General features: G+C 56.1%; 32 protein-coding genes. 4 read left to right on the top strand and 28 right to left on the bottom strand.

The features are described from left to right. Positions 1–115: 115 nt before the first annotated feature. From pdxR to AC2FGE_RS16125, 3 genes are all read left to right on the top strand, one after another. Positions 116–1,579 carry a MocR-like pyridoxine biosynthesis transcription factor PdxR gene (gene pdxR / locus AC2FGE_RS16135; protein WP_496820256.1) on the top strand — a complete coding sequence of 488 codons (1,464 nt, stop codon included), beginning with the start codon at positions 116–118 and terminating at the stop codon, positions 1,577–1,579. A gap of 147 nt (positions 1,580–1,726) precedes the next feature. Then, a complete protein-coding gene (locus AC2FGE_RS16130; protein ID WP_496820255.1) occupies positions 1,727–2,899 on the top strand; it encodes an epoxide hydrolase family protein in 1,173 nt (390 codons plus the stop codon). A 17-nt stretch (positions 2,900–2,916) separates the two neighbouring features. Beyond that, a complete protein-coding gene (locus AC2FGE_RS16125) occupies positions 2,917–4,410 on the top strand; it encodes an aldehyde dehydrogenase (protein ID WP_496820253.1) in 1,494 nt (497 codons plus the stop codon). A gap of 301 nt (positions 4,411–4,711) precedes the next feature. Here the strand turns inward: AC2FGE_RS16125 and rpmD are convergent, their stop codons facing one another. From rpmD to rplB, 20 genes are all read right to left on the bottom strand, one after another. Further along, positions 4,712–4,900 carry a 50S ribosomal protein L30 gene (gene rpmD, locus AC2FGE_RS16120; protein ID WP_170402795.1) on the bottom strand — a complete coding sequence of 63 codons (189 nt, stop codon included), beginning with the start codon at positions 4,898–4,900 and terminating at the stop codon, positions 4,712–4,714. Positions 4,901–4,912: 12 nt separating this feature from the next. Beyond that, positions 4,913–5,494, bottom strand: coding sequence for a 30S ribosomal protein S5 (gene rpsE / locus AC2FGE_RS16115; protein ID WP_496820252.1), 582 nt, complete (start codon positions 5,492–5,494; stop codon positions 4,913–4,915). Positions 5,495–5,607: 113 nt separating this feature from the next. Next, positions 5,608–5,967: a 50S ribosomal protein L18 gene (rplR, locus tag AC2FGE_RS16110; RefSeq protein WP_039523386.1), complete on the bottom strand. Its 360-nt coding sequence runs from the start codon at positions 5,965–5,967 to the stop codon at positions 5,608–5,610. A gap of 11 nt (positions 5,968–5,978) precedes the next feature. Continuing rightward, positions 5,979–6,512 carry a 50S ribosomal protein L6 gene (rplF, locus tag AC2FGE_RS16105; RefSeq protein WP_353010764.1) on the bottom strand — a complete coding sequence of 178 codons (534 nt, stop codon included), beginning with the start codon at positions 6,510–6,512 and terminating at the stop codon, positions 5,979–5,981. An 11-nt stretch (positions 6,513–6,523) separates the two neighbouring features. Next, on the bottom strand, positions 6,524–6,916 hold the full coding sequence (rpsH, locus tag AC2FGE_RS16100; RefSeq protein ID WP_039523381.1) for a 30S ribosomal protein S8: 393 nt from the start codon (positions 6,914–6,916) through the stop codon (positions 6,524–6,526). A gap of 13 nt (positions 6,917–6,929) precedes the next feature. Continuing rightward, the gene (gene rpsN / locus AC2FGE_RS16095; protein ID WP_010437098.1) at positions 6,930–7,235 is read right to left on the bottom strand and encodes a 30S ribosomal protein S14; all 306 of its coding nucleotides are present in this window, start codon (positions 7,233–7,235) and stop codon (positions 6,930–6,932) included. A gap of 19 nt (positions 7,236–7,254) precedes the next feature. Further along, complete coding sequence (gene rplE, locus AC2FGE_RS16090; protein ID WP_496820251.1) at positions 7,255–7,815, bottom strand: 50S ribosomal protein L5; 561 nt, start codon at positions 7,813–7,815, stop codon at positions 7,255–7,257. Continuing rightward, on the bottom strand, positions 7,808–8,119 hold the full coding sequence (gene rplX, locus AC2FGE_RS16085; protein WP_496820250.1) for a 50S ribosomal protein L24: 312 nt from the start codon (positions 8,117–8,119) through the stop codon (positions 7,808–7,810). The genes rplE and rplX overlap by 8 nt, the downstream gene beginning before the upstream one ends. A 2-nt stretch (positions 8,120–8,121) precedes the next feature. Next, the gene (gene rplN / locus AC2FGE_RS16080) at positions 8,122–8,490 is read right to left on the bottom strand and encodes a 50S ribosomal protein L14 (RefSeq protein ID WP_008757934.1); all 369 of its coding nucleotides are present in this window, start codon (positions 8,488–8,490) and stop codon (positions 8,122–8,124) included. 75 nt (positions 8,491–8,565) lie between these two features. Beyond that, a complete protein-coding gene (gene rpsQ / locus AC2FGE_RS16075) occupies positions 8,566–8,796 on the bottom strand; it encodes a 30S ribosomal protein S17 (RefSeq protein ID WP_058272371.1) in 231 nt (76 codons plus the stop codon). A gap of 4 nt (positions 8,797–8,800) precedes the next feature. After that, positions 8,801–9,007, bottom strand: a complete 207-nt coding sequence (gene rpmC / locus AC2FGE_RS16070; protein ID WP_037311745.1) for a 50S ribosomal protein L29 — start codon at positions 9,005–9,007, stop codon at positions 8,801–8,803. Positions 9,008–9,604: 597 nt separating this feature from the next. Further along, complete coding sequence (locus AC2FGE_RS16065) at positions 9,605–9,811, bottom strand: cold-shock protein (RefSeq protein WP_480474053.1); 207 nt, start codon at positions 9,809–9,811, stop codon at positions 9,605–9,607. A gap of 205 nt (positions 9,812–10,016) precedes the next feature. After that, positions 10,017–10,637: a 2OG-Fe(II) oxygenase family protein gene (locus AC2FGE_RS16060; protein WP_496820249.1), complete on the bottom strand. Its 621-nt coding sequence runs from the start codon at positions 10,635–10,637 to the stop codon at positions 10,017–10,019. Positions 10,638–10,758: 121 nt separating this feature from the next. Further along, a complete protein-coding gene (locus tag AC2FGE_RS16055) occupies positions 10,759–12,126 on the bottom strand; it encodes an ArsB/NhaD family transporter (protein WP_496820248.1) in 1,368 nt (455 codons plus the stop codon). Positions 12,127–12,152: 26 nt separating this feature from the next. Beyond that, positions 12,153–12,641: a CBS domain-containing protein gene (locus tag AC2FGE_RS16050; RefSeq protein ID WP_496820247.1), complete on the bottom strand. Its 489-nt coding sequence runs from the start codon at positions 12,639–12,641 to the stop codon at positions 12,153–12,155. Between the two features lie 268 nt (positions 12,642–12,909). Continuing rightward, positions 12,910–13,323: a 50S ribosomal protein L16 gene (gene rplP, locus AC2FGE_RS16045; protein WP_058283513.1), complete on the bottom strand. Its 414-nt coding sequence runs from the start codon at positions 13,321–13,323 to the stop codon at positions 12,910–12,912. Positions 13,324–13,335: 12 nt separating this feature from the next. Further along, entirely contained in the window at positions 13,336–14,046 is a 711-nt protein-coding gene (gene rpsC / locus AC2FGE_RS16040) for a 30S ribosomal protein S3 (RefSeq protein ID WP_008758042.1), read from the bottom strand. Continuing rightward, positions 14,046–14,426: a 50S ribosomal protein L22 gene (rplV, locus tag AC2FGE_RS16035; RefSeq protein ID WP_039538267.1), complete on the bottom strand. Its 381-nt coding sequence runs from the start codon at positions 14,424–14,426 to the stop codon at positions 14,046–14,048. Before rplV ends, rpsC begins: the two co-directional genes overlap by 1 nt. Positions 14,427–14,429: 3 nt before the next feature. Beyond that, entirely contained in the window at positions 14,430–14,708 is a 279-nt protein-coding gene (gene rpsS, locus AC2FGE_RS16030) for a 30S ribosomal protein S19 (protein WP_005980699.1), read from the bottom strand. A 3-nt stretch (positions 14,709–14,711) separates the two neighbouring features. Beyond that, entirely contained in the window at positions 14,712–15,554 is an 843-nt protein-coding gene (gene rplB, locus AC2FGE_RS16025; RefSeq protein WP_008757664.1) for a 50S ribosomal protein L2, read from the bottom strand. A gap of 490 nt (positions 15,555–16,044) precedes the next feature. Here rplB and AC2FGE_RS16020 point away from each other — a divergent pair, with 490 nt between their 5' ends. Continuing rightward, positions 16,045–16,776 carry a hypothetical protein gene (locus AC2FGE_RS16020; protein ID WP_496820246.1) on the top strand — a complete coding sequence of 244 codons (732 nt, stop codon included), beginning with the start codon at positions 16,045–16,047 and terminating at the stop codon, positions 16,774–16,776. A 346-nt stretch (positions 16,777–17,122) separates the two neighbouring features. Here AC2FGE_RS16020 and AC2FGE_RS16015 read toward each other — a convergent pair whose 3' ends face one another. The 8 genes from AC2FGE_RS16015 to AC2FGE_RS15980 all read right to left on the bottom strand — a co-directional run. Then, on the bottom strand, positions 17,123–17,299 hold the full coding sequence (locus AC2FGE_RS16015) for a hypothetical protein (RefSeq protein WP_496820244.1): 177 nt from the start codon (positions 17,297–17,299) through the stop codon (positions 17,123–17,125). Between the two features lie 109 nt (positions 17,300–17,408). Continuing rightward, positions 17,409–18,443, bottom strand: a complete 1,035-nt coding sequence (locus AC2FGE_RS16010; RefSeq protein WP_496820243.1) for a fatty acid desaturase — start codon at positions 18,441–18,443, stop codon at positions 17,409–17,411. A 168-nt stretch (positions 18,444–18,611) separates the two neighbouring features. After that, positions 18,612–18,908 carry a 50S ribosomal protein L23 gene (locus AC2FGE_RS16005; RefSeq protein ID WP_008757532.1) on the bottom strand — a complete coding sequence of 99 codons (297 nt, stop codon included), beginning with the start codon at positions 18,906–18,908 and terminating at the stop codon, positions 18,612–18,614. Next, positions 18,905–19,522, bottom strand: a complete 618-nt coding sequence (gene rplD / locus AC2FGE_RS16000) for a 50S ribosomal protein L4 (protein ID WP_010437039.1) — start codon at positions 19,520–19,522, stop codon at positions 18,905–18,907. Before rplD ends, AC2FGE_RS16005 begins: the two co-directional genes overlap by 4 nt. Further along, positions 19,519–20,244: a 50S ribosomal protein L3 gene (gene rplC / locus AC2FGE_RS15995; protein ID WP_008758167.1), complete on the bottom strand. Its 726-nt coding sequence runs from the start codon at positions 20,242–20,244 to the stop codon at positions 19,519–19,521. Before rplC ends, rplD begins: the two co-directional genes overlap by 4 nt. 15 nt (positions 20,245–20,259) lie before the next feature. Beyond that, entirely contained in the window at positions 20,260–20,574 is a 315-nt protein-coding gene (gene rpsJ, locus AC2FGE_RS15990) for a 30S ribosomal protein S10 (protein WP_008756422.1), read from the bottom strand. Positions 20,575–20,749: 175 nt separating this feature from the next. After that, on the bottom strand, positions 20,750–22,477 hold the full coding sequence (locus AC2FGE_RS15985; RefSeq protein WP_496820242.1) for an amidohydrolase: 1,728 nt from the start codon (positions 22,475–22,477) through the stop codon (positions 20,750–20,752). 240 nt (positions 22,478–22,717) lie between these two features. Then, positions 22,718–22,790: EF-Tu C-terminal domain-related protein (locus tag AC2FGE_RS15980; protein ID WP_496820373.1), on the bottom strand; the 73-nt coding region annotated here is incomplete at its 5' end.

Here is a 22,790-nt window from a genome sequence, read left to right as displayed (position 1 = left end):
GAGCCGGTGAAAGTGACAGATTGATTAAAAGCAGGTGACAGATTGCCAGGAGACTGACAGTCTACTTTACGAAACGTTACAACAAATGGCAAAAGCACAGGATAAGGTGGCAGGCTTGAGCTCGACCGCACTGCGATTTATAAAGCTTCCCGAATACTCACGCCTCAGTTTGCGCGACCAAGTCTGCGAAATTGTCAGTACGGCAATAACGTCGGATGCGCTGGCCTACGACCGTCCGTTACCGTCCTGCCGACAGCTGGCGGACCAGCTTGGAGTATCCAGAAACACGATCTTCGCCGCCTATAACCGTCTGGTGGATCTTGAGTTCTTGGTCTCGCGTGATCGATCAGGCTACTTCATTCACCCGAAGATGGCAGCACTGCAAACCGCGCGCGGTAAGGCCAAGGCGGCCGAGCGTGAGATCCAAGAGTGCCCGGTCAATTTCAAGCCAAACAATCTTGAACCGATCATCATGCCTGTGGACTATCGGAGGTATCCCTATCCGTTCATCTACAATCAAACTGATCCGGATCTGTTTCCCGTTGACGGTTGGCGGGAATGCTCCAGACAGGTGCTGGGACGCGCGCGCATGCCGGCATGGGCCAGCGATGCCGTCGAAAGCGACAGCCCGCAACTGTTGCAACAACTGCGCCAGCGTCTTCTGTCCACACGCGGTATCTATGCCGAAGACGATGAAATCCTGATCACGCTCGGTGCGCAAAATGCCTTGTTCATTCTGGGGTCGATCTTCGCGCCTCAGGGAAACCCGGTTGCGATGGAAAACCCTGGCTACTTCGGCGCACGAAATGCCTTTGTGCAGTCCGGCAACACACTCATGGGGGTTCCGATAGATCAGGAAGGCCTGATCCCATCGGCGATACCAGAGGGTTGCCAGCTTGTCTTTACAACTCCCAGCCACCAGTTCCCGACGATGGTCACAATGAGTCAAACCCGCCGTGAGGAACTGATCAAAACGGCCGTGGAGAAAGACCTTATCATTGTCGAAGACGACTATGACGTCGCCATGAACTCTATCACACAGCCCCCGCTTTCATTACGGTCACTGGATACGACAGGTCGGGTGATATATGTGGGCAGCTTGTCAAAAATCGTCTCAAAAGGGCTTCGCATGGGCTTTGTCGTGGCCCATCGCGATATCATTCGTCAGGCACGTATCGCCCGCGGCGTGATGATGCGCCATCCACCGACAATCGTTCAGGAAATCCTGGCGCTATTTCTTCGGCTTGGTCACTACGACGCGCATGTGCAGCGGATCGGCGATCGGTTCAGCGAGCGCTGGCATGCGATGAATAACGCCATCGACACTCATCTTGGCATGATGCAGCGATCCAGGACGGAAGGCAGTACATCCTTCTGGCTGACCGGGCCCGAGGGGTTTGATTCCAGTGCGTTGGCGGAACGGCTGCGCGAAAATGGCGTTCTGATCGACAAGGGGCAGCGCTACTACATCGGCAACAGCGACAGCAGAAGCTTCCGTCTTGGCTTCGCATATGTGCCGGTATCCAAGTTTCAGTCCGGCGTGAAGCTTATCGCCGACGAGATTCGCCAAGGGTGGTGAGGCCTCTTCGGGGCGCAAGTCGCGATCTGTCACTGTGAAATGCGCGTTCTGTCCCTCGCGATCCGCCGAGTTCTCTAGTTATCTGAATTTCACGCCCCCTTTGCGAGGGGTGCGCGATGATGTCTGTGAGATCCGGGGACCCGCCTTTTGAAAGACCAAGTTACCTCCAACCCGAATGTGGCGCCATTCCACTTTCAGGTGCCAGACGCGGAACTAAATGACATCTTGTACCGTGTCGCCAACTACCCTTGGCACGAGATGCCCGATGACGGCGGTTGGGACTACGGCACCAACATGGACTACCTGAAAGAGCTCTGTGCCTATTGGGTAAATGAGTTTGACTGGCGTGCTCAAGAGGCGCGCATCAACGCGTTTTCCAACTTCCGCACTTCGGTCGACGGGATCGACATGCATTTCATCTATGAACCCGGAAGCGGCAAAAACCCGATGCCGCTGATGATCAGTCACGGCTGGCCGGGTTCCGTGGCCGAATTCTTCGAAATCATCGAGCCGTTGGCCCATCCCGAACGCTTTGGCGGCGATGCCGCTGATGCCTTCACCGTTATCGCCCCGTCACTGCCGGGATTCGCGTTTTCAAGTCGCCCGCCCCGCCCCTACGGGCCGCGCAAGATGGCACATGTCATCAACTCCCTGATGACAGACACGTTGGGTTTTAGCGGCTATCTCGCGCAGGGCGGCGACTGGGGGGGCGCGGTTTGTTCATGGCTGGGCTACGACCATGCCCCCGCCTGTTCTGCGATCCATGTCAACGTTCTGACCATGCGGCACCCGGACGGACCTCAGACTGCTGAAGAAAGAGCATGGGAAGCGCAATTTGACCATGAACAGATCATGCAAAATGGATATCGTACGCAACAGGCGACGCGACCACAGACGCTAAGTTACGCGATGATGGACAGCCCCGTGGGCATAGCCGCATGGTTGATCGAGAAGTTCCATGATTGGTCAGATGTGCCGGTGGGTGGCATCGAAAACGCCCATTCAAAAGACGAGCTTCTGACCAACATCATGATCTACATCACCACGCGCTGCTTCAATACGGCGTCATGGATTTACTACGGACGGCGCGAGGAAGGCGGGCGCATCTTGTCGCCTGAAGGCAAGCGCGTCGAAGTGCCAACTGGCTGCGCCGTTTTTCCCGCCGAAATGCTGCGTTGGCCACCGCGCAGCTACGCGGAGCGCATCTACAACATTCAGCACTGGACCGAGATGCCGCAGGGCGGTCATTTCGCGGCGATGGAAGAGCCGCAGATGCTCTTGAATGACATTCGCAAATTTGCGCGCACGTTGCGCGGCTGATCCAACGGAGACTAGGCATGACGCTTTCCCACACCGACTATCAGGCTATTGCCTCTAAACTGAATCTCAATGGTCGGGCATTCATCGACGGCGCTTTCTGTGATGCTGCGGATGGCGAGAAATTCGAGACAACCAACCCAGCAACGGGAGACGTCCTGGCTGAGGTTGCACACTGCAAGGCAGCGGATGTGGACCGTGCGGTTGCCGCGGCACGGCGTGTGTTCAATGAAGGCACCTGGTCGCGAGCGGAGCCGGAAGAGCGCAAAGAGGTCCTTCTGAAAGTCGCCAAACTGGTACGCGAGCACGCCCATGAACTAGCAGTTCTTGAAAGCATTGATGCCGGTAAAACAATCAATGACTGCATGGAGGAGATCGGCGTCGAGGTCCCGAAATTCTTCCAGTGGTACGCCGAATTGGCCGACAAGACCTTTGGCAAGGTTGCCAACACGGGTCCAGGGGCCTTGGGGCTGGTGGTGCAGGAACCTATCGGCGTGGCCGGGGCGATTTTACCATGGAACTTTCCGCTGCTGATGGCCGCTTTCAAGATCGCTCCGGCTCTCGCCACGGGGTGCTCCGCCGTGATTAAACCCGCCGAACAGACACCACTGTCAACTCTCCGCCTTGCCGAGCTGATGCATGAAGCCGGAGTGCCAGCAGGCGTCATCAACGTCATTCCGGGCTACGGTGAGACCGCCGGAAAAGCCGTCGGTCTGCACAGCGATATAGACACTGTGTCCTTCACCGGCTCGACCGAAGTGGGCCGGATGTTCATGCGCTATTCCGGAGACAGCAACCTCAAGGTTGTCGGCCTGGAACTGGGTGGCAAAAGCCCATTCATCGTGCTCGGTGACGCCGTCATGGATGACGATCTGATTGACCATGCCGCAATGGCGGCCTTCTGGAATGGCGGGCAGAATTGTTCGGCCAACATGCGTCAATTGATCGCTGCGCCGTTGGTCGAGGAGTTCTCATCGCGCATTATTGACCGTGTTAGGGCGTTCAAACTGGGCGATCCGCTGGATCCTGCCACCGATATCGGCTCGATGATCACGAGCGACCACAAGGAAATGGTCATGCGCTATATCCAAAGCGGTCTCGATGATGGCGCAACTAAGATACTGGGTGGCAACAGTGACTTGCCAGGGCATTTCATTGAACCCACCGTGTTCCAGAACGTAACACCAGAGATGAAAATCGCGCGCGAAGAAATTTTCGGGCCGGTTCTCGGCATAATGTCGGTGAACTCTGCCGAAGAGGCGCTCGCCATCGCATGTGACACCGACTATGGCCTGCACGCCACCGTATTCACGCAGGATATTGACCAAGCCATTCACATGGCTCGGTCGCTGCCGTGTGGTACAGTCTCTGTCAACGGCTATTCTGAGGGCGACATCAAGACTCCGTTTGGCGGCTATAAGCAGTCTGGATCGCTGGCGCGAGATAACGGTACTGAAGCCTTGGAACAGTACCTGCAAACCAAGACGATCTGGATTCAATCGAAAGTCGGTTAAGCAAGCCATGTGCAGAGCTTTACCCGTAAACCCCGATCTTGCTTACGCAACCGGTTGTCAGCAGGTTCATTGTTGACAGATTTGTGTTGTCACCTGCCCACTGCAGCCTTTCATCCTACCATAATCTCCAGCCAATTGCCGCGACCGTAAGCGACGAAACGGTATTCGAAGGCGAGCTGTTCTTCAGCGCCGCGCAAGGTCAGCATGTAAGTATGGACTCACAGCCGACGAACCTGATCGCAAGCACAAAAAAAAGACCCCCGAAAACACGGGGGCCTTAAACTTTTCAAAGATGCTGCGCTTAGCCGCGTTCTTCGATGATCTCAACCAGATGCGGGATCTTGTTGACCATGCCGCGGACCGAGGGAGTATCCTCCAGCTCACGGGTCTTGTTCATCTTGTTCAGGCCCAGACCGATCAGGGTTGCGCGCTGTTCGGCGGGGCGGCGGATCGGGGAGCCGATCTGCTTGACGACGATGGTTTTTGCCATGGGTCGCTCTCCTTATGCTTCTGCTTCAGCAGCAGGCGCTTCAGCAACGGGGGCTTCGTCCCGCTTGGGCAGGATGTCGGCAACCTTTTTACCACGACGTGCGGCAACCGAACGCGGGCTCTGCTCTTTGGTCAGGCCGTTGATGGTGGCGCGGATCATGTTGTACGGGTTCTGCGAGCCCAGCGACTTGGACACAACGTCCTTGACGCCCAGCATTTCGAACACAGCACGCATCGGACCACCGGCGATGATACCAGTACCTTCAGGTGCGGTGCGCATAACCACTTTACCGGCGCCGTGACGGCCCTCGATGTCGTGGTGCAGGGTCCGACCTTCGCGCAGTTGCACGCGGATCATCTGACGCTTGGCTTGCTCAGTCGCTTTACGGATGGCTTCAGGTACTTCTTTCGCTTTACCTTTGCCAAAGCCGACACGGCCTTTCTGATCGCCGACAACCACCAGAGCGGCGAAGCCAAAGCGCTTACCACCTTTTACGGTTTTCGACACGCGGTTGATTGCGACCAGGCGATCTGCAAACTCCGGTGCTTCGTCACGGTCGCGGCCACGGCCCCGACGGTTTTCACGTTCTGCCATTTGGCATCCCTTTTCTCATGTGGCGCATGGCGCCGTTTGTTCAATCCAAGTGAGCCCCGACTGTTGCCGAGGCCCCCGGATCATCGGGGCAGATCGAAACCCGCCCGCAAGTCTTAGATCTTCAGGCCACCTTCACGCGCGGCGTCGGCGACTGCCTTCACCTTGCCGTGGAACAAGAAGCCACCACGATCGAAATAGGCCTCTTCGACGCCTGCCTTCTTGGCACGCTCGGCGATGGCCGCGCCCACTTTGGTGGCCGCTTCGACGTTGTTCTTGCCAACAACACCCAGATCTTTTTCCAGGGTCGAGGCCGATGCCAGGGTCACGCCACGAACGTCGTCGATCAACTGAACGCTGATGTTCTTGTTCGAACGGTGAACCGACAGGCGTACACGGCCGGCGTTGACTTTGCGAAGTTTGTTCCGAACGCGCAGGCGGCGCTTCAGAAACAGGGTTCTTTTGCTGTTTGCCATTGTTTGCGTCCTTACTTCTTCTTGCCTTCCTTGCGGAAGATGAACTCGCCCTTATAGCGAATGCCCTTGCCTTTGTACGGCTCGGGACGGCGCCATTCGCGGATTTTGGCCGCGACTTCGCCCACCTGCTGCTGGTCGATACCTTCCACAACGATCTCGGTCTGCTTCGGCGCGGTGATGGTGACACCTTCCGGAGCAGTGAAATCAACATCGTGGCTGTAGCCCAGGTTCAGCTTCAGAGTGTTGCCCTGCATCTGAGCCCGGTAACCAACACCCTGGATCTCCAGCTCTTTTTTGAAGCCTTGGGTCACACCGGTTACCAGGTTGGCAACCATGGTGCGGCTCATGCCCCACTGCTGGCGGGCACGCTTGGACATGCCACGGGGGTTGATTTGAACGACGTTGTCTTCGACCGACAGCGTGACGTCATCGGTTGCGGTGAAGCTGCGGGTGCCTTTCGGACCTTTGACTTCGATGGTCTGACCCGACACAGAGGCGGTAACGCCGCTGGGCAGCTCGACCGGTTTTTTACCAATACGAGACATTGCAGACCTCCTTAGAAGACGGTGCAGAGCACTTCGCCGCCAACATTGTTGGAGCGAGCGTTCTGGTCCGACATCACACCTTTCGGAGTGCTGACAATCGACACACCCAGACCCTGACGGACCTGCGGGATGTCATTGACACCCATGTATACGCGACGACCGGGTTTCGAGACCCGCTTCAACTCGCGAATAACAGGGGTGCCTTCGTAGTATTTCAGGCTGATTTCGATGGCCGGATGACCGTTTTCACCGGTCGTCTTTTCATAGCCACGGATGTAGCCTTCGTCCGCCAGTACGTCCAGAACCCAACCGCGCAGCTTGGAAGCCGGGGTGGAAACGGTGGACTTACCGCGCATTTGCGCGTTGCGGATACGGGTGAGCATATCGCCGATAGGATCATTCATATCTATGTCTCCCTTACCAGCTCGATTTCACCATGCCGGGGATCTGACCAGCAGAACCCAGCTCGCGCAGCGCGATACGGCTGACCTTCAGCTTACGGTAGTAAGCGTGAGGACGACCGGTCAGCTGACAGCGGTTATGAAGACGGGTTGCCGAGCTATTGCGCGGCAGTTTCGCCAGTTTCAGACGCGCTTTGAAACGCTCTTCCATTGGCTTGCTCTCGTCATTCGCGATTTCTTTCAGCTCGGCACGCTTTGCGGCATATTTGGCCACCAGGCGTTCGCGCTTTTTCTCGCGTTCGATCATTGCTTTTTTAGCCATGTCTCAATCCTCCCGGCGCTTATGCGTTGAACGGCATGTTGAACGCTTTCAACAGTGCCTTAGCTTCAGCGTCGGTTTTCGCTGTGGTGGCAATTACGATATCCAGGCCCCAGACCTCGTCGACCTTGTCGAAGTCGATTTCCGGGAACACGATGTGCTCTTTCATGCCCATGGCAAAGTTGCCCTGACCATCGAAAGACGGCTTCACACCGCGGAAGTCACGAATACGCGGCATCGCGATGGTGATCAGACGATCCAGGAATTCGTACATCCGGTCACCGCGCAGGGTTACTTTCGCACCCAGCGGCATGTCTTCACGGACGCGGAAACCCGCGATCGACTTCTTCGCCTTGGTTGCAACGGCCTGCTGGCCAGCAATCGCAGTCAGATCCTCGACGGCAGCTTTCGCTTTCTTCGAGTCTTTGACCGCCTCAGCACCACAACCGATGTTCAGAACGATTTTTTCCAGCTTGGGCAGCTGCATGTCGTTCTTGTAGCCGAACTCTTCTTTCAGAGCGGGGCGGATGGTTTCGGCGTACTGAGCCTTCAGGCGCGGGGTGTAGGTTGCGGTATCAAGCATCGATCACGTCCCCCGTGGTCTTGGCGAAGCGGACCTTCTTGTCACCTTCCGTGCGGAAGCCAACGCGGGTTGCTTTGCCGTTTTTGTCCAGCAGCGCCAGGTTCGACAGCTCGATCGGGTTTGCCTGAGGCAGACGACCACCTTGCGACGCTTGCGACTGACGGGTGTGGCGGATGGCAATGTTGATGCCGTCGACAACAGCTTTGCCGGCTTTCGGATCAACCGAGGAAATGGTTCCCTCTTTGCCCTTGTCCTTGCCGGCCAGCACGACGACCTTGTCGCCTTTGCGGAGTTTAGCAGCCATGATTACAGCACCTCCGGAGCCAGCGAGATGATTTTCATGAAGTTCTTGCCGCGCAGTTCGCGAACAACGGGGCCAAAGATACGGGTACCAACGGGCTCGTTGTTGTTGTTCAGGATGACGGCGGCGTTGCGATCGAAACGGATCGCGGTGCCGTCTTCGCGACGGACTTCCTTGGCGGTGCGTACGACGACGGCCTTACGGACGTCCCCTTTCTTTACGCGGCCGCGCGGGATGGCTTCCTTCACCGAGACGACAATGATGTCGCCGACGGAGGCGTATTTACGCTTGGAACCACCCAGGACCTTGATGCACTGAACTCGGCGTGCGCCGGAGTTGTCAGCGACATCCAGATTGGTCTGCATCTGGATCATGTGGTTTCTCCCGACCTGTGGGGGCTGGTCTGGTTAGATCCCCCAGGGTTTCGACAAATGAAAAATCCTGAAAGCTTACGCTTCCAGAACTTCCCAACGTTTCGTCTTCGATTTCGGCGCGCATTCGATGATGCGAACAGAGTCACCGACCTTGAAGGCGTTCTTTTCATCGTGAGCCCGGTACTTCTTGGACTTACGGATGGTTTTCTTCAGAACCGGATGCGTAAAGCGACGCTCGACGGATACGGTTACGGTTTGTGCGTTGGCATCGCTGGTTACGGTGCCGGACAGGATACGCTTGGGCATAGGATTACTCCTCCGATGCCGCAGCAGCGGCCTTTTCGTTCAGAATGGTTTTGACGCGGGCAGCGTTGCGGCGGGCCGCTTTGATGCCGGCGGTGCTTTCCAGCTGACCGGTTGCCTGTTGAAAGCGCAGGTTAAAGCTTTCTTTCTTCAGGTTGGCCAGTTCCTCGCGGAGCTGGTCCGGGGTCTTGTCACGCAGTTCTTGGGCGTTCATCGCCTTTTTCCTTTGCTCAAAACACCAGAAGGCCCCTTACAGGGTCACCTTTGACCTGGTGGATGAATGATAGACATACGAATCGCCCGACTACGCCGGGTGATCGCAAGATGCCGCTCTATAGGGGGTTCAGGGGTGGGTGGCAAGGGAAAGTTTGGCGCATGGGAATGCAAGCAAACTAGCCAAGTAAAAACTAAATCTGTTTGCAGGCTTCCAAAGCTTGAAGCAGGACATAAAACGTTGCGCTGATCGTCACCGCCAAAACGACCATTTCAACCGAGGTGATGTTTCGCATTCCGCGTAATCCTATGATCGCCAGAATGCTCTCCCTCACGTTCCAACCCGTTCGGTAAAGTAACCGCAGAAACAGCACCAACACGCCCCCCTAAAATACTGGAGTAGCAGTTTCGATGGCCTGCCTGAGGCACGGGTTTATATCACTTGTTATCAAAGCTAACACCGATCACTTCCTTCGCAGCGATCTTCATCAGTGCGTCAATGCGCAGTCGATCGCAATTTCGGCACTACCTTCCACAAACGCAAAACGCGGCCTCGTTTGCACGAGACCGCGTCTTCAACTATCTAAGTCCGGGGGACTTACGCCAGAGCGATGTTCACAGCCGACTCGCGGCCGTCACGGCCGGGCTCGATGTCGAATGTTACTTTCTGGTTGTCAGCCAGGCCGGTCAGACCCGAGCGCTCGACAGCAGAGATGTGTACAAACACGTCTTTGCCACCGGTCTCCGGTGCGATGAAGCCAAAACCTTTAGTTGTGTTGAACCATTTTACGGTGCCATTGGCCATATCCGTAGTCTCCTAGTAAATTGCTGTCCGCGGGATTGCGACAGCGCGGCGTTGTCGGTCTGGATCGAGAGACTGAACGCCGAATAATCGGGAGACAGTGGTCGAAATAGAAAAACGAAAGCGTGCATCACATCGTTGATGTGGCGGCACATTGCAAGAACTATTCGCATTTAGTCTTGAAACGTGATCGTGACAGGCGGCCGCGCTAGTCCCACTTATAGTTAAAGCTCACACTGATCCGTTCATCCTCGGCCATGTTCATCGGCACCTCGTGGCGCAACCAGCTTTCCCACAACAGGACATCGCCCACCTGCGGCTTCATGTAGATGAAGGGCTGCAAATCGCGCCGCCCGCCCTTCAGCCGCGTCGGCGCCGCCATCATGCGACCCGAGCGAGGGTCTTCCAGCTTCAACGCGCTGGCTCCTTCCGGCATCGCCACATAGGTCGTACCAGAGATTACGCTATGCGGGTGGATGTGGCTGGAATGCATGCCGCCTTCGGGCAGGATATTGATCCACAGGTCCTCCAGCTTCAGCTCGCCGTCGCCCAGATCAAACTCCAGATCCTTGGCAAAGGCCGCCACGTGCTGATCCAGCGCCTTTACCAGATCAGCAAAGATCGGGAACCGCCACGGCAGATCGGTCAGCGAGGCATAGCTGGTGTAGCCGGGATAGCCGTTTTCCTCACACCACTCCTGCCCGGCCTCGTCATCCTCGGCGATGACAATGCAAGAGCTTTCCAACTCACCCGCGTCGATCTTGGGATCGAACTCGGACAAAGCGGCGCGATAGAGGCGGGTAACAAAGAGTGATTCAATCTGTGCCATGTCCCGGCTATAGCCCAGCCGGGACGTAAGCGCGAGACCAGCCGCCTTAGAAAAGCGGCTGGCCGGGTGCGACTAATCGTTTAACGGTCGATGCACGCAATCGGCCGAAACGCACAACGCTTTAATAGAAGTAGCGCAGCCAGATATATACGTTGGCGATCATGAGGGTCAGGATCATGATCGGGAAGGCCAGGATCGCGAACTTGACGAAGCCGATGGGTTGCTTAGCCTTTTCGGCAAAGGCTGCCACGGTCAGGTTGGCGCTGGCCCCAAGCAGGGTTCCGTTGCCGCCCAGACAGGCGCCCAATGCCAGCGACCACCAAAGTGGCTCAATCGCATCAGGGCCGCCGAACGTATCCGCTGTGGATTCGATCAACGGGATCATCGTCGCAACAAAGGGAATGTTGTCCAGAATGGCAGACAGGATGCCCGAGGCCCAGAAAATGAAGAACGCGGTCCACATCATATCCCCTTCGGTCAGTTCCAGAACTTTCTGGCCGAAGAAGTCGAGCAGACCGACATGTTCGACACCAGCAACGATCACGAATAGCCCACCGAAGAAGAAGATGGTGACCCATTCAACTTCACCAAAAATGTGATGAACGGATTCAGACTGTTCTTCACCGCTCTGATGTCCGTAAGCCAACAGCATCAGAAGCGCGGCACCCGCCAAAGCCGAGGTGCCCGGCTGAATCCCGTATCCATGACCCAGCGTGAACCCCATCAGAACCAGCGCCAGAACCGACAGGGATTTGATCATGAGACGGATATCGGTGATCGCCTCATCTTCATTGAAGCGCATGATCTTTTCGCTGGCCGACTGTGGAATGCGTGCAAGCGTGCGACGGTTCATAAGATAGATTATGCCGGTCAGCACCACCAGACAGATCGCCGAAATCGGTGCCAGATTGACCACGAACTCGTTGAAGCTGAGGTTTGCCGCAGAGCCAATGATAATGTTGGGCGGGTCCCCGATCAGGGTCGCGGTTCCCCCGACATTCGAGGCCAGAATTTCAGCAAAGAAAAAGGGAAACACCGGCGTATCCAGCGCGTCGGTGATCAGCAAGGTAATCGGAGCGATCAACAACACGGTGGTCACATTGTCCAAAAGGGCCGAAAACACAGCTGTAATCAGCGTTAGCATGATCAGGATGCCCATCGGTTTGGCCTTGACCACTTTCGCCGCTTTGATCGCAACGTATTGGAACAGCCCGCATTTGCTGGTGATCCCGACAATCACCATCATGCCGATAAGCAGTGCCAGCGTATTGGCATCCACACCCGCCACGGCCTGTGCCTGATTTAGAACACCAAACAACACCATCAGGGACGCACCCAACATGGCAAGGATCGCGCGGTTCACTTTTTCGGTGATCAGGACAGCATATACTGCAATCAGGATGCCGGTAGCGACCCAAAGGGGATCGATCCCCAACAGTTGAGGAACAGAGAACGCGTGTTCTCCATGCGAAACGGAATGATCGGTCAAGGTTCTGATCCGGTTTTTGGGGGAGGTTAGCTCAGCGCGTAGTCAATCAGCGAGTTCGGGCTGACGGTACCAATAAATCGGTTGGTCTCAGGCTCGACAAGGAAGACGTGGCGCTTGAATTTGTGGATCAGGAAGACGCCTTCCATCACCGGCGTATCGGGGGCGAGAACGGGGATATTGGCCGGATTGGATGTATGATCGACAACCCGCTCCTCGTGCAGTCGTTTGATCTGCTCGCTAAAATCTTCCTTCGTCAGGCTCATGAAGCTGAGGTGACCAATCGGCACGCGCGACGTCTCATCGCTTACGCCGATACGCGCGGCCTGAGGCAGGATCATTTTGATCAATGTAGGCGCGGTGAAAACGCCTTTGAAACTACCTTCACCATCCACCACCGGCAAAAACCGGGCGCGGCTGTCGCGAATGATCTCGAACGCTTTGGCTACGGTATCTTCTGGAAGAATTGTTTGCTGGTCTTCGGGGGGGACCATCACGTCCCGGCAAGTAAGGCCCATACCTGTCCTCGGTCTTTCAGCGCAATTTCGAAGCCAAGGCACGTTGCGTGCACAAGACGTATCGGAGAATGACCAACCCATGTTTGGATTGGCGTTTTCCAGCGCTTCTTTTCACCAGATGAGAAAATATGCCACCCCTGAGTCACGTGTTTTTTGCAATGCCGCTATTGAATTTTGGAATTAGGGCCCTAATGGCGAAGTACAGATCAAAAAAAGCCCCCGCCGATTTCTCGACGGGGGCAATGTTGTTCGGGTTTCCCCGGACTGTTTACCAGTCTTCGCGAACCACGACGCGGGTCTTGATCGGCAGCTTCATCGCAGCCAGGCGCAGGGCCTCGCGGGCGATGTCGTCATTGACGCCGTCGATCTCGAACATCACGCGGCCAGGCTTGACCTTGCAGGCCCAGCGGTCGACCGAACCTTTACCTTTACCCATACGAACTTCGATTGGCTTGGCCGTAACCGGAGTGTCGGGGAAGATGCGGATCCAGACACGACCCTGACGTTTCATGTGACGCGTCATGGCACGACGTGCAGCTTCGATCTGGCGTGCAGTTACACGCTCAGGCTCAAGAGCTTTCAGGCCGTAGGTGCCAAAGTTCAGATCAGAGCCGCCTTTGGCGAGACCTTTGATCCGGCCTTTGTGCATCTTGCGGAATTTAGTACGCTTTGGTTGAAGCATATCTTTCCCTCCTTAGCGACGACCGCCACCAGCACCACGAGGTGCAGGGCCGTCCTGGAGTTCCTGTGCTTTACGGTCACGTGCCTGCGGATCGTGTTCCATGATCTCACCTTTGAAGATCCAGACCTTGATCCCGATGATCCCGTAAGGAGTCATCGCTTCGGCATGTGCGTAATCGATGTCGGCACGCAGGGTGTGCAGAGGCACGCGGCCTTCGCGGTACCACTCGGTCCGTGCGATTTCAGCGCCGCCCAGACGACCAGCGACGTTCACCCGGATACCCAGGGCGCCCATGCGCATGGCGTTCTGAACCGAGCGCTTCATGGCGCGACGGAACGAAACACGACGTTCCAGCTGCTGAGCGATGGACTCGGCAACCAGCTGCGCGTCAAGCTCGGGCTTGCGCACTTCGACGATGTTCAGGTGCAGTTCGCTGTCGGTCATACGAGCAAGCTTTTTGCGCAGAACTTCGATGTCTGCACCTTTCTTGCCGATGATGACACCGGGACGTGCAGTGTGGATCGTAACGCGGCACTTCTTGTGCGGACGTTCGATGATCACACGGGCAACACCGGCCTGCTTGCACTCTTTGTTGATGAACTCACGGATCTTGAGGTCTTCCAGCAGAAGATCACCGTAGTCCTTGGTGTCGGCGTACCAGCGGCTGTCCCAGGTGCGGTTGACCTGCAGGCGCATGCCGATCGGATTTACTTTATGACCCATTAGGCTTGCTCCTCAACTTGACGCACCTTGATGGTGATCTCCGAGAACGGCTTCATGATCTTGCCGAAACGGCCACGGGCACGCGGGCGGCCGCGCTTCATGACCAGGTTCTTGCCAACCCATGCTTCGGCGACGATCAGCTCGTCAACATCCAGATTGTGGTTGTTCTCGGCATTCGCGATTGCGGATTGCAGGCACTTCTTGACGTCCTGCGCAACACGCTTGTTCGAGAAAGTCAGATCGGTCAGAGCCTTCTCAACTTTCTTGCCGCGGATCATTTGCGCAACCAGGTTCAGTTTCTGCGGGCTGGTGCGAAGCATGCGCGTTTTCGCCATTGCTTCGTTTTCAGCCACGCGGCGGGGGTTCTTTTCCTTGCCCATGACTTACTTCCGCTTCGCTTTTTTGTCAGCGGCGTGACCGTAATAGGTTCGAGTTGGCGAGTATTCACCGAACTTCTGACCAATCATGTCTTCCGAGACGTTGACGGGGATATGCTTCTGGCCGTTGTACACACCAAAGGTCAGACCCACGAACTGGGGCAGAATGGTGGAACGACGCGACCAGATTTTGATGACTTCGTTGCGGCCCGACTCGCGCGCTGCTTCGGCTTTTTTCAGCACGTAAGCATCGACGAAAGGACCCTTCCAAACAGAGCGAGACATGGATTAACGTCCCTTCTTCTTGGCGTGCCGCGAGCGGATGATCAGCTTCTGGGACGCTTTGTTCTTGTTGCGGGTACGCTTACCCTTGGTGTCCTTACCCCACGGTGTAACCGGTGTACGGCCACCCGAGGTACGACCTTCACCACCACCGTGCGGGTGATCGATCGGGTTCATTGCAACACCACGAACCGACGGACGAACGCCCTTGTGGCGCATACGACCGGCTTTACCGAGGTTCTGGTTGCTGTTGTCGGGGTTGGACACGGCACCAACGGTGGCCATGCATTCCTGACGGACCATGCGCAGCTCGCCCGAGCTCAGACGGATCTGTGCGTAGCCGCCATCGCGACCAACGAACTGAGCGTAGGTACCGGCCGCACGTGCGATCTGACCGCCTTTGCCAGGCTTCATCTCGATGTTGTGGACGATGGTACCAATGGGCATGCCCGAGAACGGCATTGCGTTGCCCGGCTTGATGTCAGCCTTGGCGGATGCCACGACTTTGTCACCAACAGCCAGACGCTGCGGAGCCAGGATATATGCCTGCTCGCCGTCTTCGTATTTTACCAGTGCGATGAATGCGGTCCGGTTCGGGTCATATTCGATCCGCTCGACGGTTGCCGCGACATCAAATTTGTTCCGTTTGAAGTCAACGATCCGGTAGAGACGCTTTGCGCCACCGCCGCGGCGGCGTGAAGTGATCCGTCCGGTGTTGTTCCGGCCGCCCGATTTGGTCAAACCCTCTGTGAGAGACTTGACCGGACGTCCTTTCCAAAGCTCCGAACGGTCGATCAGCACCAGCCCGCGCTGGCCCGGCGTCGTCGGCTTGTACGACTTGAGTGCCATGCTTTCTGTCTTCCGTTTAGCAAGTGCAGGGAGTTTCCCTGCTATGTGATAGGCCCCCGTAGGTGCCCGAGGTGAAGGGCCCCGAAGGTCCCCGGTTACAAATATCAGAGGCCCCGGAACGAATCCGAGGCCGCAAGATTGGGAGCATTTAGCAGTGTTGGGGGTGGGTGTCTATAGGAAGCGAGAATTCATTTATTGAAATTTTTCTCGGTAATGTCGTCAGGTTTGGCTTGAGGGTATTAAGTCATACAGAACAGTCGACCGAGGCGAAACGCCGCGTCAGCATCTGGGACATGTGCCAGAATAGTGACCACACCGGTCGAATTGTCCTCATGCTCCTCCATCAGAAAGTAACCACTTGTATCTTTTGGAGGTTCTGGGCACCTCGCTAGCCTAGTCGAGGTTATCGGCGCAATCATCAAGCGCTTTCCATCCTGTGCTTTCCCGGTAAAATAGAGTTCCGCCATTTTATTTACCTCAGAGGTTTTAGATGAGTGAATCGCCAACACACCGATTGGTCAAGACGCCCAAAGTCAATAGCCGCTACCTAAGTGATTATATGGTCGCATCAGAACGTAAGAAACGCTCGATCATTCGCGACTGCAAATATCGCAAAATCGCCCGTGCAATCCAGCATGACCGAGCGAAAGCTTTCATCACAAATGGTTTGCTCGCGGGCACGTTAAACAATGAAGAATTGAGAATCGAAGGTCAGCGAATCTTGGATATGATGGCTGATACTGATTTCGAGCGACACACTCTGGATATCAATGGCGACTTCTTGATCGCATATGGGAACGTATTCAGCATGGACACATTCCCAAAAACGACTGAATTCGCGGATTCTCCATCCAACTTCAAGGTTAACCTGCATGGTGTCGAAGTGAACCCGGACATCCGCTTCGGTGTCGAACGGGTTACGCGAACAAACCGGCTCAGAACAGGCCTCGGGACAATCCGTTATGCTAAAGGCAAACCACTTGATGAAGAAGTAGGAGCCTATCAATCGTCTGTGTTGTTCGGCTGCCGAAAGATGATCGACGTGCAAGACGAAACTGCGCCGGAAGAGAAACTGTGCCTAACGCTGGACTGTGCAACCGGAAAGTTTATTCCGGCACCCACAGATGCCACAAGACGATTTCAGAACATGGAAGCTGCCTGCGCTACGATCGCCGAGCGGTGGGACAACATCGAACCGCCCGAAAACGCCGTTCTGGGATAAGTTGTCTCATGAGTGCACCCAGCGCGGGACAAGGCCGAAGGCCGCCGCGCCAGCGACTGCCCGTCCCGGCGGGCTGGCGCTTTGGGGAGGTTTGCACGTCGCTATGAGTTCGGATGTATTTGGCACCATAAAGCGCGCTGATCAGCCATTGCAGCGCCATCCCACGGGCAGTCGCTGGCGCGGCTTACGCATATCCCAAACAAAAATACCTGCATTCGCGGGGACCTTTGTCTCTCTCCAAACACGGGTTCGATCAAAGACCGGTGGACACGTCGATGGTGTTCCCCTCTTCCAGGGTCACATCTGCGTTTCTAACATCTTTCAGTACCCTACCGGCCTCGCACGATCACTTCTTGTCGCGCGCGGCCTTCTCTTCCTTTGTCAGCTTGGCATTCCAGACATTCTTGCTCAGACCCAGCTCTGCGGGCGCAGGTTTGGTCTTGCCGACGCTGATTTTGCCGCCTTTATCCAGGAACTCCTGAATAAGGGCCTCATCTGTCGTTTCTTTGGGGACATGTTTCATGGATGCGACCCTATCCGCATCACGTGCTCGGGGCAACGGCTGCGACGTAGACAAGTGTGATGCATTCGGAAACCTTCCTGCTGGGGTTCAAAACCTCTGGCCGACCCTCTTAGCCATAGAGCGCACGGGCCTCGGCGAAGGACAGAAGACGACGGCTTTTCTCATCCCACAGATGCAGGCGCGCGTTGGCCAGGCTCTCGCGGATGGTCATCTGGTTGCTGTTGGCCAGCTCCTCATGATCGCGCAGCACTTCGGTCAGGCGATAGAAAGGAATACGGCTGTAGAGGTGATGCACGTGATGGATGCCGATATTGGCGCTGAACCACTGCAACACGGACGGCATGACGTAATGCGAACTACCATGGAGGGCGGCTTCGTGCAGTTGCCAGTCCTCATCGGTGTCCCAATGCGTATCCTCGAACTGATGCTGTATGTAGAACAACCATACTCCGGCCGTTGCCGCGATCAGGGTCGAGGGCAGAAAGATCAGCAGAACCGGCATCAGACCGCCAAAGTAATACACCGTCAACAGGGCGGCCAGAATGGCCACATTCGTGCCCATCGCGCTGACCCAGAATGTGAAACTGCCCGTCAGGCCAAGCGGAAGACGGTTCTGGAACAGAAACAGATAGCCGGGGCCAAGGACGAACAGGGTGATGGGGTGGCGATAAACACGATACCAGAACCGGTTCAGGGGTGTTTTCGACTGATACTCGGCCACGGTCAAAGTATGAACATCGCCCATGCCGCGTTTGTCCAGATTGCCCGAACTGTTGTGATGGATGGAATGTGATCGGCGCCAGACATCATAAGGCGTCAGTGTAAGCACACCGATCACCCGCCCGACCCAGTCACTGACCAGCCGGTTCCTGAAAAACGCGCCATGCCCGCAATCATGCTGAATGGCAAACAAGCGCAGCAGGAAGGCGGCATTGAGAACGGCAATCGCAAATGCCAGCCCATAGCTGACCGAAAGCGTCACCCAGGACAGCGCCCAAAGCGCAAAGAACGGGATTATGCTGACACCCAGTTCAAAGGAACTGCGCCACTGATTGGGTTCGCGATATTTGGCAAGTGTAGACACCCAGTCTCGCGCCGCGGTCACATCCGGATTTTCCCGGGTCGAGTGAGTGGGGTCTGTCATGCGCCTGCCATGTCTCTTGTCTGTTGGGAACCGGATAGACTACCGACCCCACATAGCAAGAGATTTGTGCGAAACATGATTGTTTTACGCTCAATTTTCTGTGTCGCTGCTAAAGAAAAACCCCCGCTTTCGCGGGGGTCTTAACGCTTTGCCCAAAAACGGGTCCGATCAGAGACCGGTGGACACGTCGATGGTGTTGCCCTCTTCCAGGGTCACATATGCTTTTTTGACGTCTTTCCGACGGCCCAGTTGGCCGCGGAACCGCTTGACCTTGCCTTTGGTCACGGTGGTGTTCACCGCTTTGACCTTCACACCAAACAGTGCCTCAACGGCCTCTTTGATCTGCGGCTTGTTGCTGTCGATCGCCACTTCAAAGACAACCGCGCCGTTCTCAGAGGCCATGGTCGACTTTTCAGTGATGATCGGCTTGCGGATCACGTCGTAGTGTTCTGCCTTCGCGCTCATTTCAGACGAGCCTCCAGTGCTTCGACAGCCGCTTTGGTGAGCACCAGGGTGTCACGCTTGAGGATGTCATAGACGTTTGCGCCCATCGACGGCAGGATATCCAGACCTTCGATGTTCTTGGACGCTTTCAGGAACCCTTCGTTCACGGTCGCGCCGTCGATGACCAGAGCGCGCTTCCAGCCCAGGTTTGCAACCTGTTTGGCCAGAGCGGCGGTCTTGCCTTCGGCTTCGGCGTTCTCGATCACAACCAGTTCACCTGCCTTGGCTTTGGCCGACAGAGCGTGGCGCAGGCCAAGCTTGCGGAACTTCTTGGGCAGGTCGTGGCCGTGCGAACGCACGACGGGGCCTTTGTAGATACCACCACCACGGAAGATCGGCGCGTTACGGTCACCATGGCGTGCGCCACCGGTGCCCTTCTGGCGATAGATCTTCTTGGTCGAGTAGCTGGTTTCCGAGCGGGTCTTGACCTTGTGGGTGCCGGCCTGCGCGTTGTTGCGCTGCCAACGGACCACACGGTGCAGAATGTCCGCGCGCGGCTCGAGGCCGAACAGGTCCGCATCCAGCTCGATGTTGCCGGCTTTGCCGCCGTCCAGTTTGATTACATCAAGTTTCATGCTTCACCACCTTCCGCGGGAGCTTCTTCCGCAGGTGCTTCGGTTGCAGCCGATTTCACAGCAGCCGGGAAAGGCAGGCCTTCCGGTGCTTTCTTCTTGACGGCGTCCTTGACGGTGACCCAGCCCGATTTTGGTCCGGGAACGGCACCTTTGATGAAGACCAGGTTCCGGTCGGCGTCGGTTTTGACGACTTCCAGGTTCTGGGTGGTGACACGGGCAGCACCCATGTGACCGGCCATCTTCTTGCCTTTGAAAACCTTGCCCGGGTCCTGACACTGACCGGTCGAACCGTGCGAACGGTGGCTGATCGACACACCGTGCGAGGCGCGCAGACCACCGAAGTTCCAGCGCTTCATCGCACCGGCAAAGCCTTTACCGATCGAGGTGCCCGAAACGTCAACTTTCTGACCTTCCAGGAAGTGTTCTGCCGAAATCTCGGCGCCCACATCAATCAGGCCATCTTCGGAGACGCGGAACTCGGCCAGCTTACGCTTGGGCTCAACCTTTGCAGCGGCATAGTGACCGCGCATGGCTTTCGAGGTGCGTTTTGCTTTGGCAGCACCGGCGCCCAGCTGAACGGCGGTGTAGCCGTCTTTGTCAGCGGTGCGCTGTGCAACAACCTGCAGGTTGTCCAGGTGAAGAACGGTCACAGGGATCTGCTTGCCGTCTTCCATGAACAGGCGGGTCATGCCAACTTTTTTTGCGATAATACCAGAGCGCATTCTCATACCCTCCGATTACGACTGCAGCTTGATCTCGACGTCCACACCAGCAGCGAGGTCGAGCTTCATCAGCGCGTCAACGGTCTGGGGGGTCGGATCAACGATGTCGAGCAGACGCTTGTGCGTACGGATCTCGAACTGGTCGCGGGATTTCTTGTCAACGTGAGGGCCACGGAGAACCGTGAACTTCTCGATCTTGTTCGGCAGCGGGATCGGGCCACGCACGTTCGCGCCGGTCCGCTTGGCAGTGTTGACGATCTCTTGCGTGCTGGCATCCAGAACGCGATAGTCAAATGCCTTCAGCCGAATACGGATGTTTTGGCTTTGCATAGATACAGCCTTTTATCAGGCGTTGAGGTTGAGAGGAGGACAGACGCGCATCGCCAACCCTCATCGAACCCAAAAGGCGGGAATCACCCCGCCTTGATGTTCTTGTCGAGAACTCGCGCGACCTACAGGGACCTGAGCATTTTGGCAAGAGGTAAACGCCACAAAGAACACCGTTTTATTCGCCACCAGACACGCCATTGGTTAGCCATGCGTCCTCTACCTTCATCCCTTGGTAAACCGCATGCAGATACAGATGGGCAATCACAGGATCATTTGAGAACGGCGAGTAGTCCAATTTGCCCTCTCGGACACCCACTTCGGCTTCATAAACAATCTCGTCGCCTTTCACGGTTACAAGCACTTCAAGCTCCGCCAGTGTTTCTGGGTCAACGGCTGTGGGGTCGTCCGACAGGATCACAAAATCCGCCACTTTGCCAACCTCAATAGACCCCTTCTCATCTTCCTCGAAATGCTGCCAAGCGGGCCAAATTGTCATGGCTTTCAAGGCAGTCATAACATCGACCCTCTGATGCGGCCCCAAAATATCTCCAGAGCGTGTGCGTCGAGTTACCGTCGCTGCAAGAACACGCATGCTATCTGGAAAGGCCACCGGGGCATCATGGTGTGTACCAAACATCATGTCCCGCTCGTGCAGCCATCCTGTGGGTGAGATATTGTCTGCATTGACCGGCCCAACGGTGTGATCACGATGCCAATCCCCCCAGTAAAACGTGTGCATCGGGAATAGCGATGGGAATACGCCGAGGCGTTTAAAACTCGCAACCTGATCCTCTCTCAGAAACTGACCGTGGATCAGAACCGGACGATTTCCCGGGTCGCCATACTTCATCTGTGCTTCTTCGAGAGCTGCTATCAGCATGTCAGAAGCCCCTTCCCCGTTAGAATGCACAAGGATTTGGAACCCATTTTCGTAACACCAATTAACGGCGTCCTGTAGCTGCTCCATCGTAATAGCGGCATACCCTGCATAACCGGCAGAGTAGTTTCCGACCGGATCATAATAGGGCCGATCCCTCAAAGCCGTGAAACCCTGAGGCGAGCCGTCAATCGTTAGTTTACAGCCCCCGACCCGAACCCGGTTGTCGTAGTTCTTGGAGGTGTTTGCACCAATAAATTCCCTAGCCTCAAGAACATCCGGGAAAGCTACCACGTCAATTGGGAGCCCATCTTCGGCGGCAACTTTCTTGAGAACGTCAACAATTTCTCCTGAGGTTCGGCCTTCTTGTCCGGTGGTGTATCCAAACATTGCCCAAAGCTCAGTTCCAGCTTTGGCAAATGCCGCCAGGCCTTCTTCACCCAGATTTCCCAACATGGGCACAAGGACCGAAAAGAATGCATACTCTTCCAGAACACCGTTTGGCTCACCGGCGTCATCGCGTTGAATCACTCCGCCCGGAGGGGCTTTTGAAGCGGCTGTGATGCCTGCTAACTCCAGAGCTTTCGAGTTTGCTACTCCCAAATGCCCGGACTGATGAACGATAATGACCGGCAAGTCCTCAGACACAATGTCCAGTTCTTGTCGCGTAGGGTGGCGCAGTTCCTTTAATTGAGCATTGTCGTAACCAAAGCCAATGATCATTTTGACCTGTTCAACGGCTTGCGCATTTTCGTCGGCCCAGTCAGACAACGTGGCTTGCAGACTGGCGATATCAACGACTTTCCCATCAGGCGGCGCAAGAAGGTTGGCGGACAATGCCTGCAACCCCCCCATGACCACATGACCGTGGCTATCTACAAAACCCGGAAGCATCGCGCGGCCTTCCAGGTCAAACGTTTCGGTTTTTTCACCGCGATGCATCGACAAATCAGACAACGACCCCACGGCAAGAACGCGTCCGTCTTTGACTGCGACCGCTTCAGCCGACGGAGCCTTGTCGTTCATCGTTAACACGGGCCCTCCAAGATAAATCCTGTCCGCGATCTGCTGTGCCGACGCTGATGTGGATAAAAAAACAAGTGCAGCGACTAGACCAACTGAACGCGCGAATAAGTGCATGTTGTGACCTCTTTCTAGTTGTGATGCCTCAATATGAGATAAGTAGCATTACAATCAGCTTAGGCAAAAACGAAAAAAGGGCGTCCCGAGGGACGCCCTTTCCGTCTGATCATTCGCTTACGCGCCTTACTCAGTGATTTTCGACACGACGCCGGCGCCGACGGTGCGGCCGCCTTCGCGGATGGCGAAGCGCAGGCCC

This window comes from Ruegeria sp. YTSA075 (assembly GCF_059610245.1).
Note: the sequence above shows the minus strand (reverse complement) of the source record. Positions and strands in the feature narration are given on the sequence as shown.

Excerpts from the sequence above, each read along its gene's own strand:
- AC2FGE_RS16125 (WP_496820253.1), top strand. The coding sequence starts at position 2,917 with ATGACGCTTTCCCACACCGACTATCAGGCTATTGCCTCTAAACTGAAT.
- rpmD (WP_170402795.1), bottom strand. The coding sequence starts at position 4,900 with ATGGCAAAAACCATCGTCGTCAAGCAGATCGGCTCCCCGATCCGCCGC.
- rpsE (WP_496820252.1), bottom strand. The coding sequence starts at position 5,494 with ATGGCAGAACGTGAAAACCGTCGGGGCCGTGGCCGCGACCGTGACGAA.
- rplR (WP_039523386.1), bottom strand. The coding sequence starts at position 5,967 with ATGGCAAACAGCAAAAGAACCCTGTTTCTGAAGCGCCGCCTGCGCGTT.
- rplF (WP_353010764.1), bottom strand. The coding sequence starts at position 6,512 with ATGTCTCGTATTGGTAAAAAACCGGTCGAGCTGCCCAGCGGCGTTACC.
- rpsH (WP_039523381.1), bottom strand. The coding sequence starts at position 6,916 with ATGAATGATCCTATCGGCGATATGCTCACCCGTATCCGCAACGCGCAA.
- rpsN (WP_010437098.1), bottom strand. The coding sequence starts at position 7,235 with ATGGCTAAAAAAGCAATGATCGAACGCGAGAAAAAGCGCGAACGCCTG.
- rplE (WP_496820251.1), bottom strand. The coding sequence starts at position 7,815 with ATGCTTGATACCGCAACCTACACCCCGCGCCTGAAGGCTCAGTACGCC.
- rplX (WP_496820250.1), bottom strand. The coding sequence starts at position 8,119 with ATGGCTGCTAAACTCCGCAAAGGCGACAAGGTCGTCGTGCTGGCCGGC.
- rplN (WP_008757934.1), bottom strand. The coding sequence starts at position 8,490 with ATGATCCAGATGCAGACCAATCTGGATGTCGCTGACAACTCCGGCGCA.
- rpsQ (WP_058272371.1), bottom strand. The coding sequence starts at position 8,796 with ATGCCCAAGCGTATCCTGTCCGGCACCGTAACCAGCGATGCCAACGCA.
- rpmC (WP_037311745.1), bottom strand. The coding sequence starts at position 9,007 with ATGAACGCCCAAGAACTGCGTGACAAGACCCCGGACCAGCTCCGCGAG.
- AC2FGE_RS16065 (WP_480474053.1), bottom strand. The coding sequence starts at position 9,811 with ATGGCCAATGGCACCGTAAAATGGTTCAACACAACTAAAGGTTTTGGC.
- AC2FGE_RS16060 (WP_496820249.1), bottom strand. The coding sequence starts at position 10,637 with ATGGCACAGATTGAATCACTCTTTGTTACCCGCCTCTATCGCGCCGCT.
- AC2FGE_RS16050 (WP_496820247.1), bottom strand. The coding sequence starts at position 12,641 with ATGGGCCTTACTTGCCGGGACGTGATGGTCCCCCCCGAAGACCAGCAA.
- rplP (WP_058283513.1), bottom strand. The coding sequence starts at position 13,323 with ATGCTTCAACCAAAGCGTACTAAATTCCGCAAGATGCACAAAGGCCGG.
- rpsC (WP_008758042.1), bottom strand. The coding sequence starts at position 14,046 with ATGGGTCATAAAGTAAATCCGATCGGCATGCGCCTGCAGGTCAACCGC.
- rplV (WP_039538267.1), bottom strand. The coding sequence starts at position 14,426 with ATGGGCAAGGAAAAGAACCCCCGCCGCGTGGCTGAAAACGAAGCAATG.
- rpsS (WP_005980699.1), bottom strand. The coding sequence starts at position 14,708 with ATGTCTCGCTCTGTTTGGAAGGGTCCTTTCGTCGATGCTTACGTGCTG.
- rplB (WP_008757664.1), bottom strand. The coding sequence starts at position 15,554 with ATGGCACTCAAGTCGTACAAGCCGACGACGCCGGGCCAGCGCGGGCTG.
- AC2FGE_RS16020 (WP_496820246.1), top strand. The coding sequence starts at position 16,045 with ATGAGTGAATCGCCAACACACCGATTGGTCAAGACGCCCAAAGTCAAT.
- AC2FGE_RS16015 (WP_496820244.1), bottom strand. The coding sequence starts at position 17,299 with ATGAAACATGTCCCCAAAGAAACGACAGATGAGGCCCTTATTCAGGAG.
- AC2FGE_RS16010 (WP_496820243.1), bottom strand. The coding sequence starts at position 18,443 with ATGACAGACCCCACTCACTCGACCCGGGAAAATCCGGATGTGACCGCG.
- AC2FGE_RS16005 (WP_008757532.1), bottom strand. The coding sequence starts at position 18,908 with ATGAGCGCGAAGGCAGAACACTACGACGTGATCCGCAAGCCGATCATC.
- rplD (WP_010437039.1), bottom strand. The coding sequence starts at position 19,522 with ATGAAACTTGATGTAATCAAACTGGACGGCGGCAAAGCCGGCAACATC.
- rplC (WP_008758167.1), bottom strand. The coding sequence starts at position 20,244 with ATGCGCTCTGGTATTATCGCAAAAAAAGTTGGCATGACCCGCCTGTTC.
- rpsJ (WP_008756422.1), bottom strand. The coding sequence starts at position 20,574 with ATGCAAAGCCAAAACATCCGTATTCGGCTGAAGGCATTTGACTATCGC.
- AC2FGE_RS15985 (WP_496820242.1), bottom strand. The coding sequence starts at position 22,477 with ATGAACGACAAGGCTCCGTCGGCTGAAGCGGTCGCAGTCAAAGACGGA.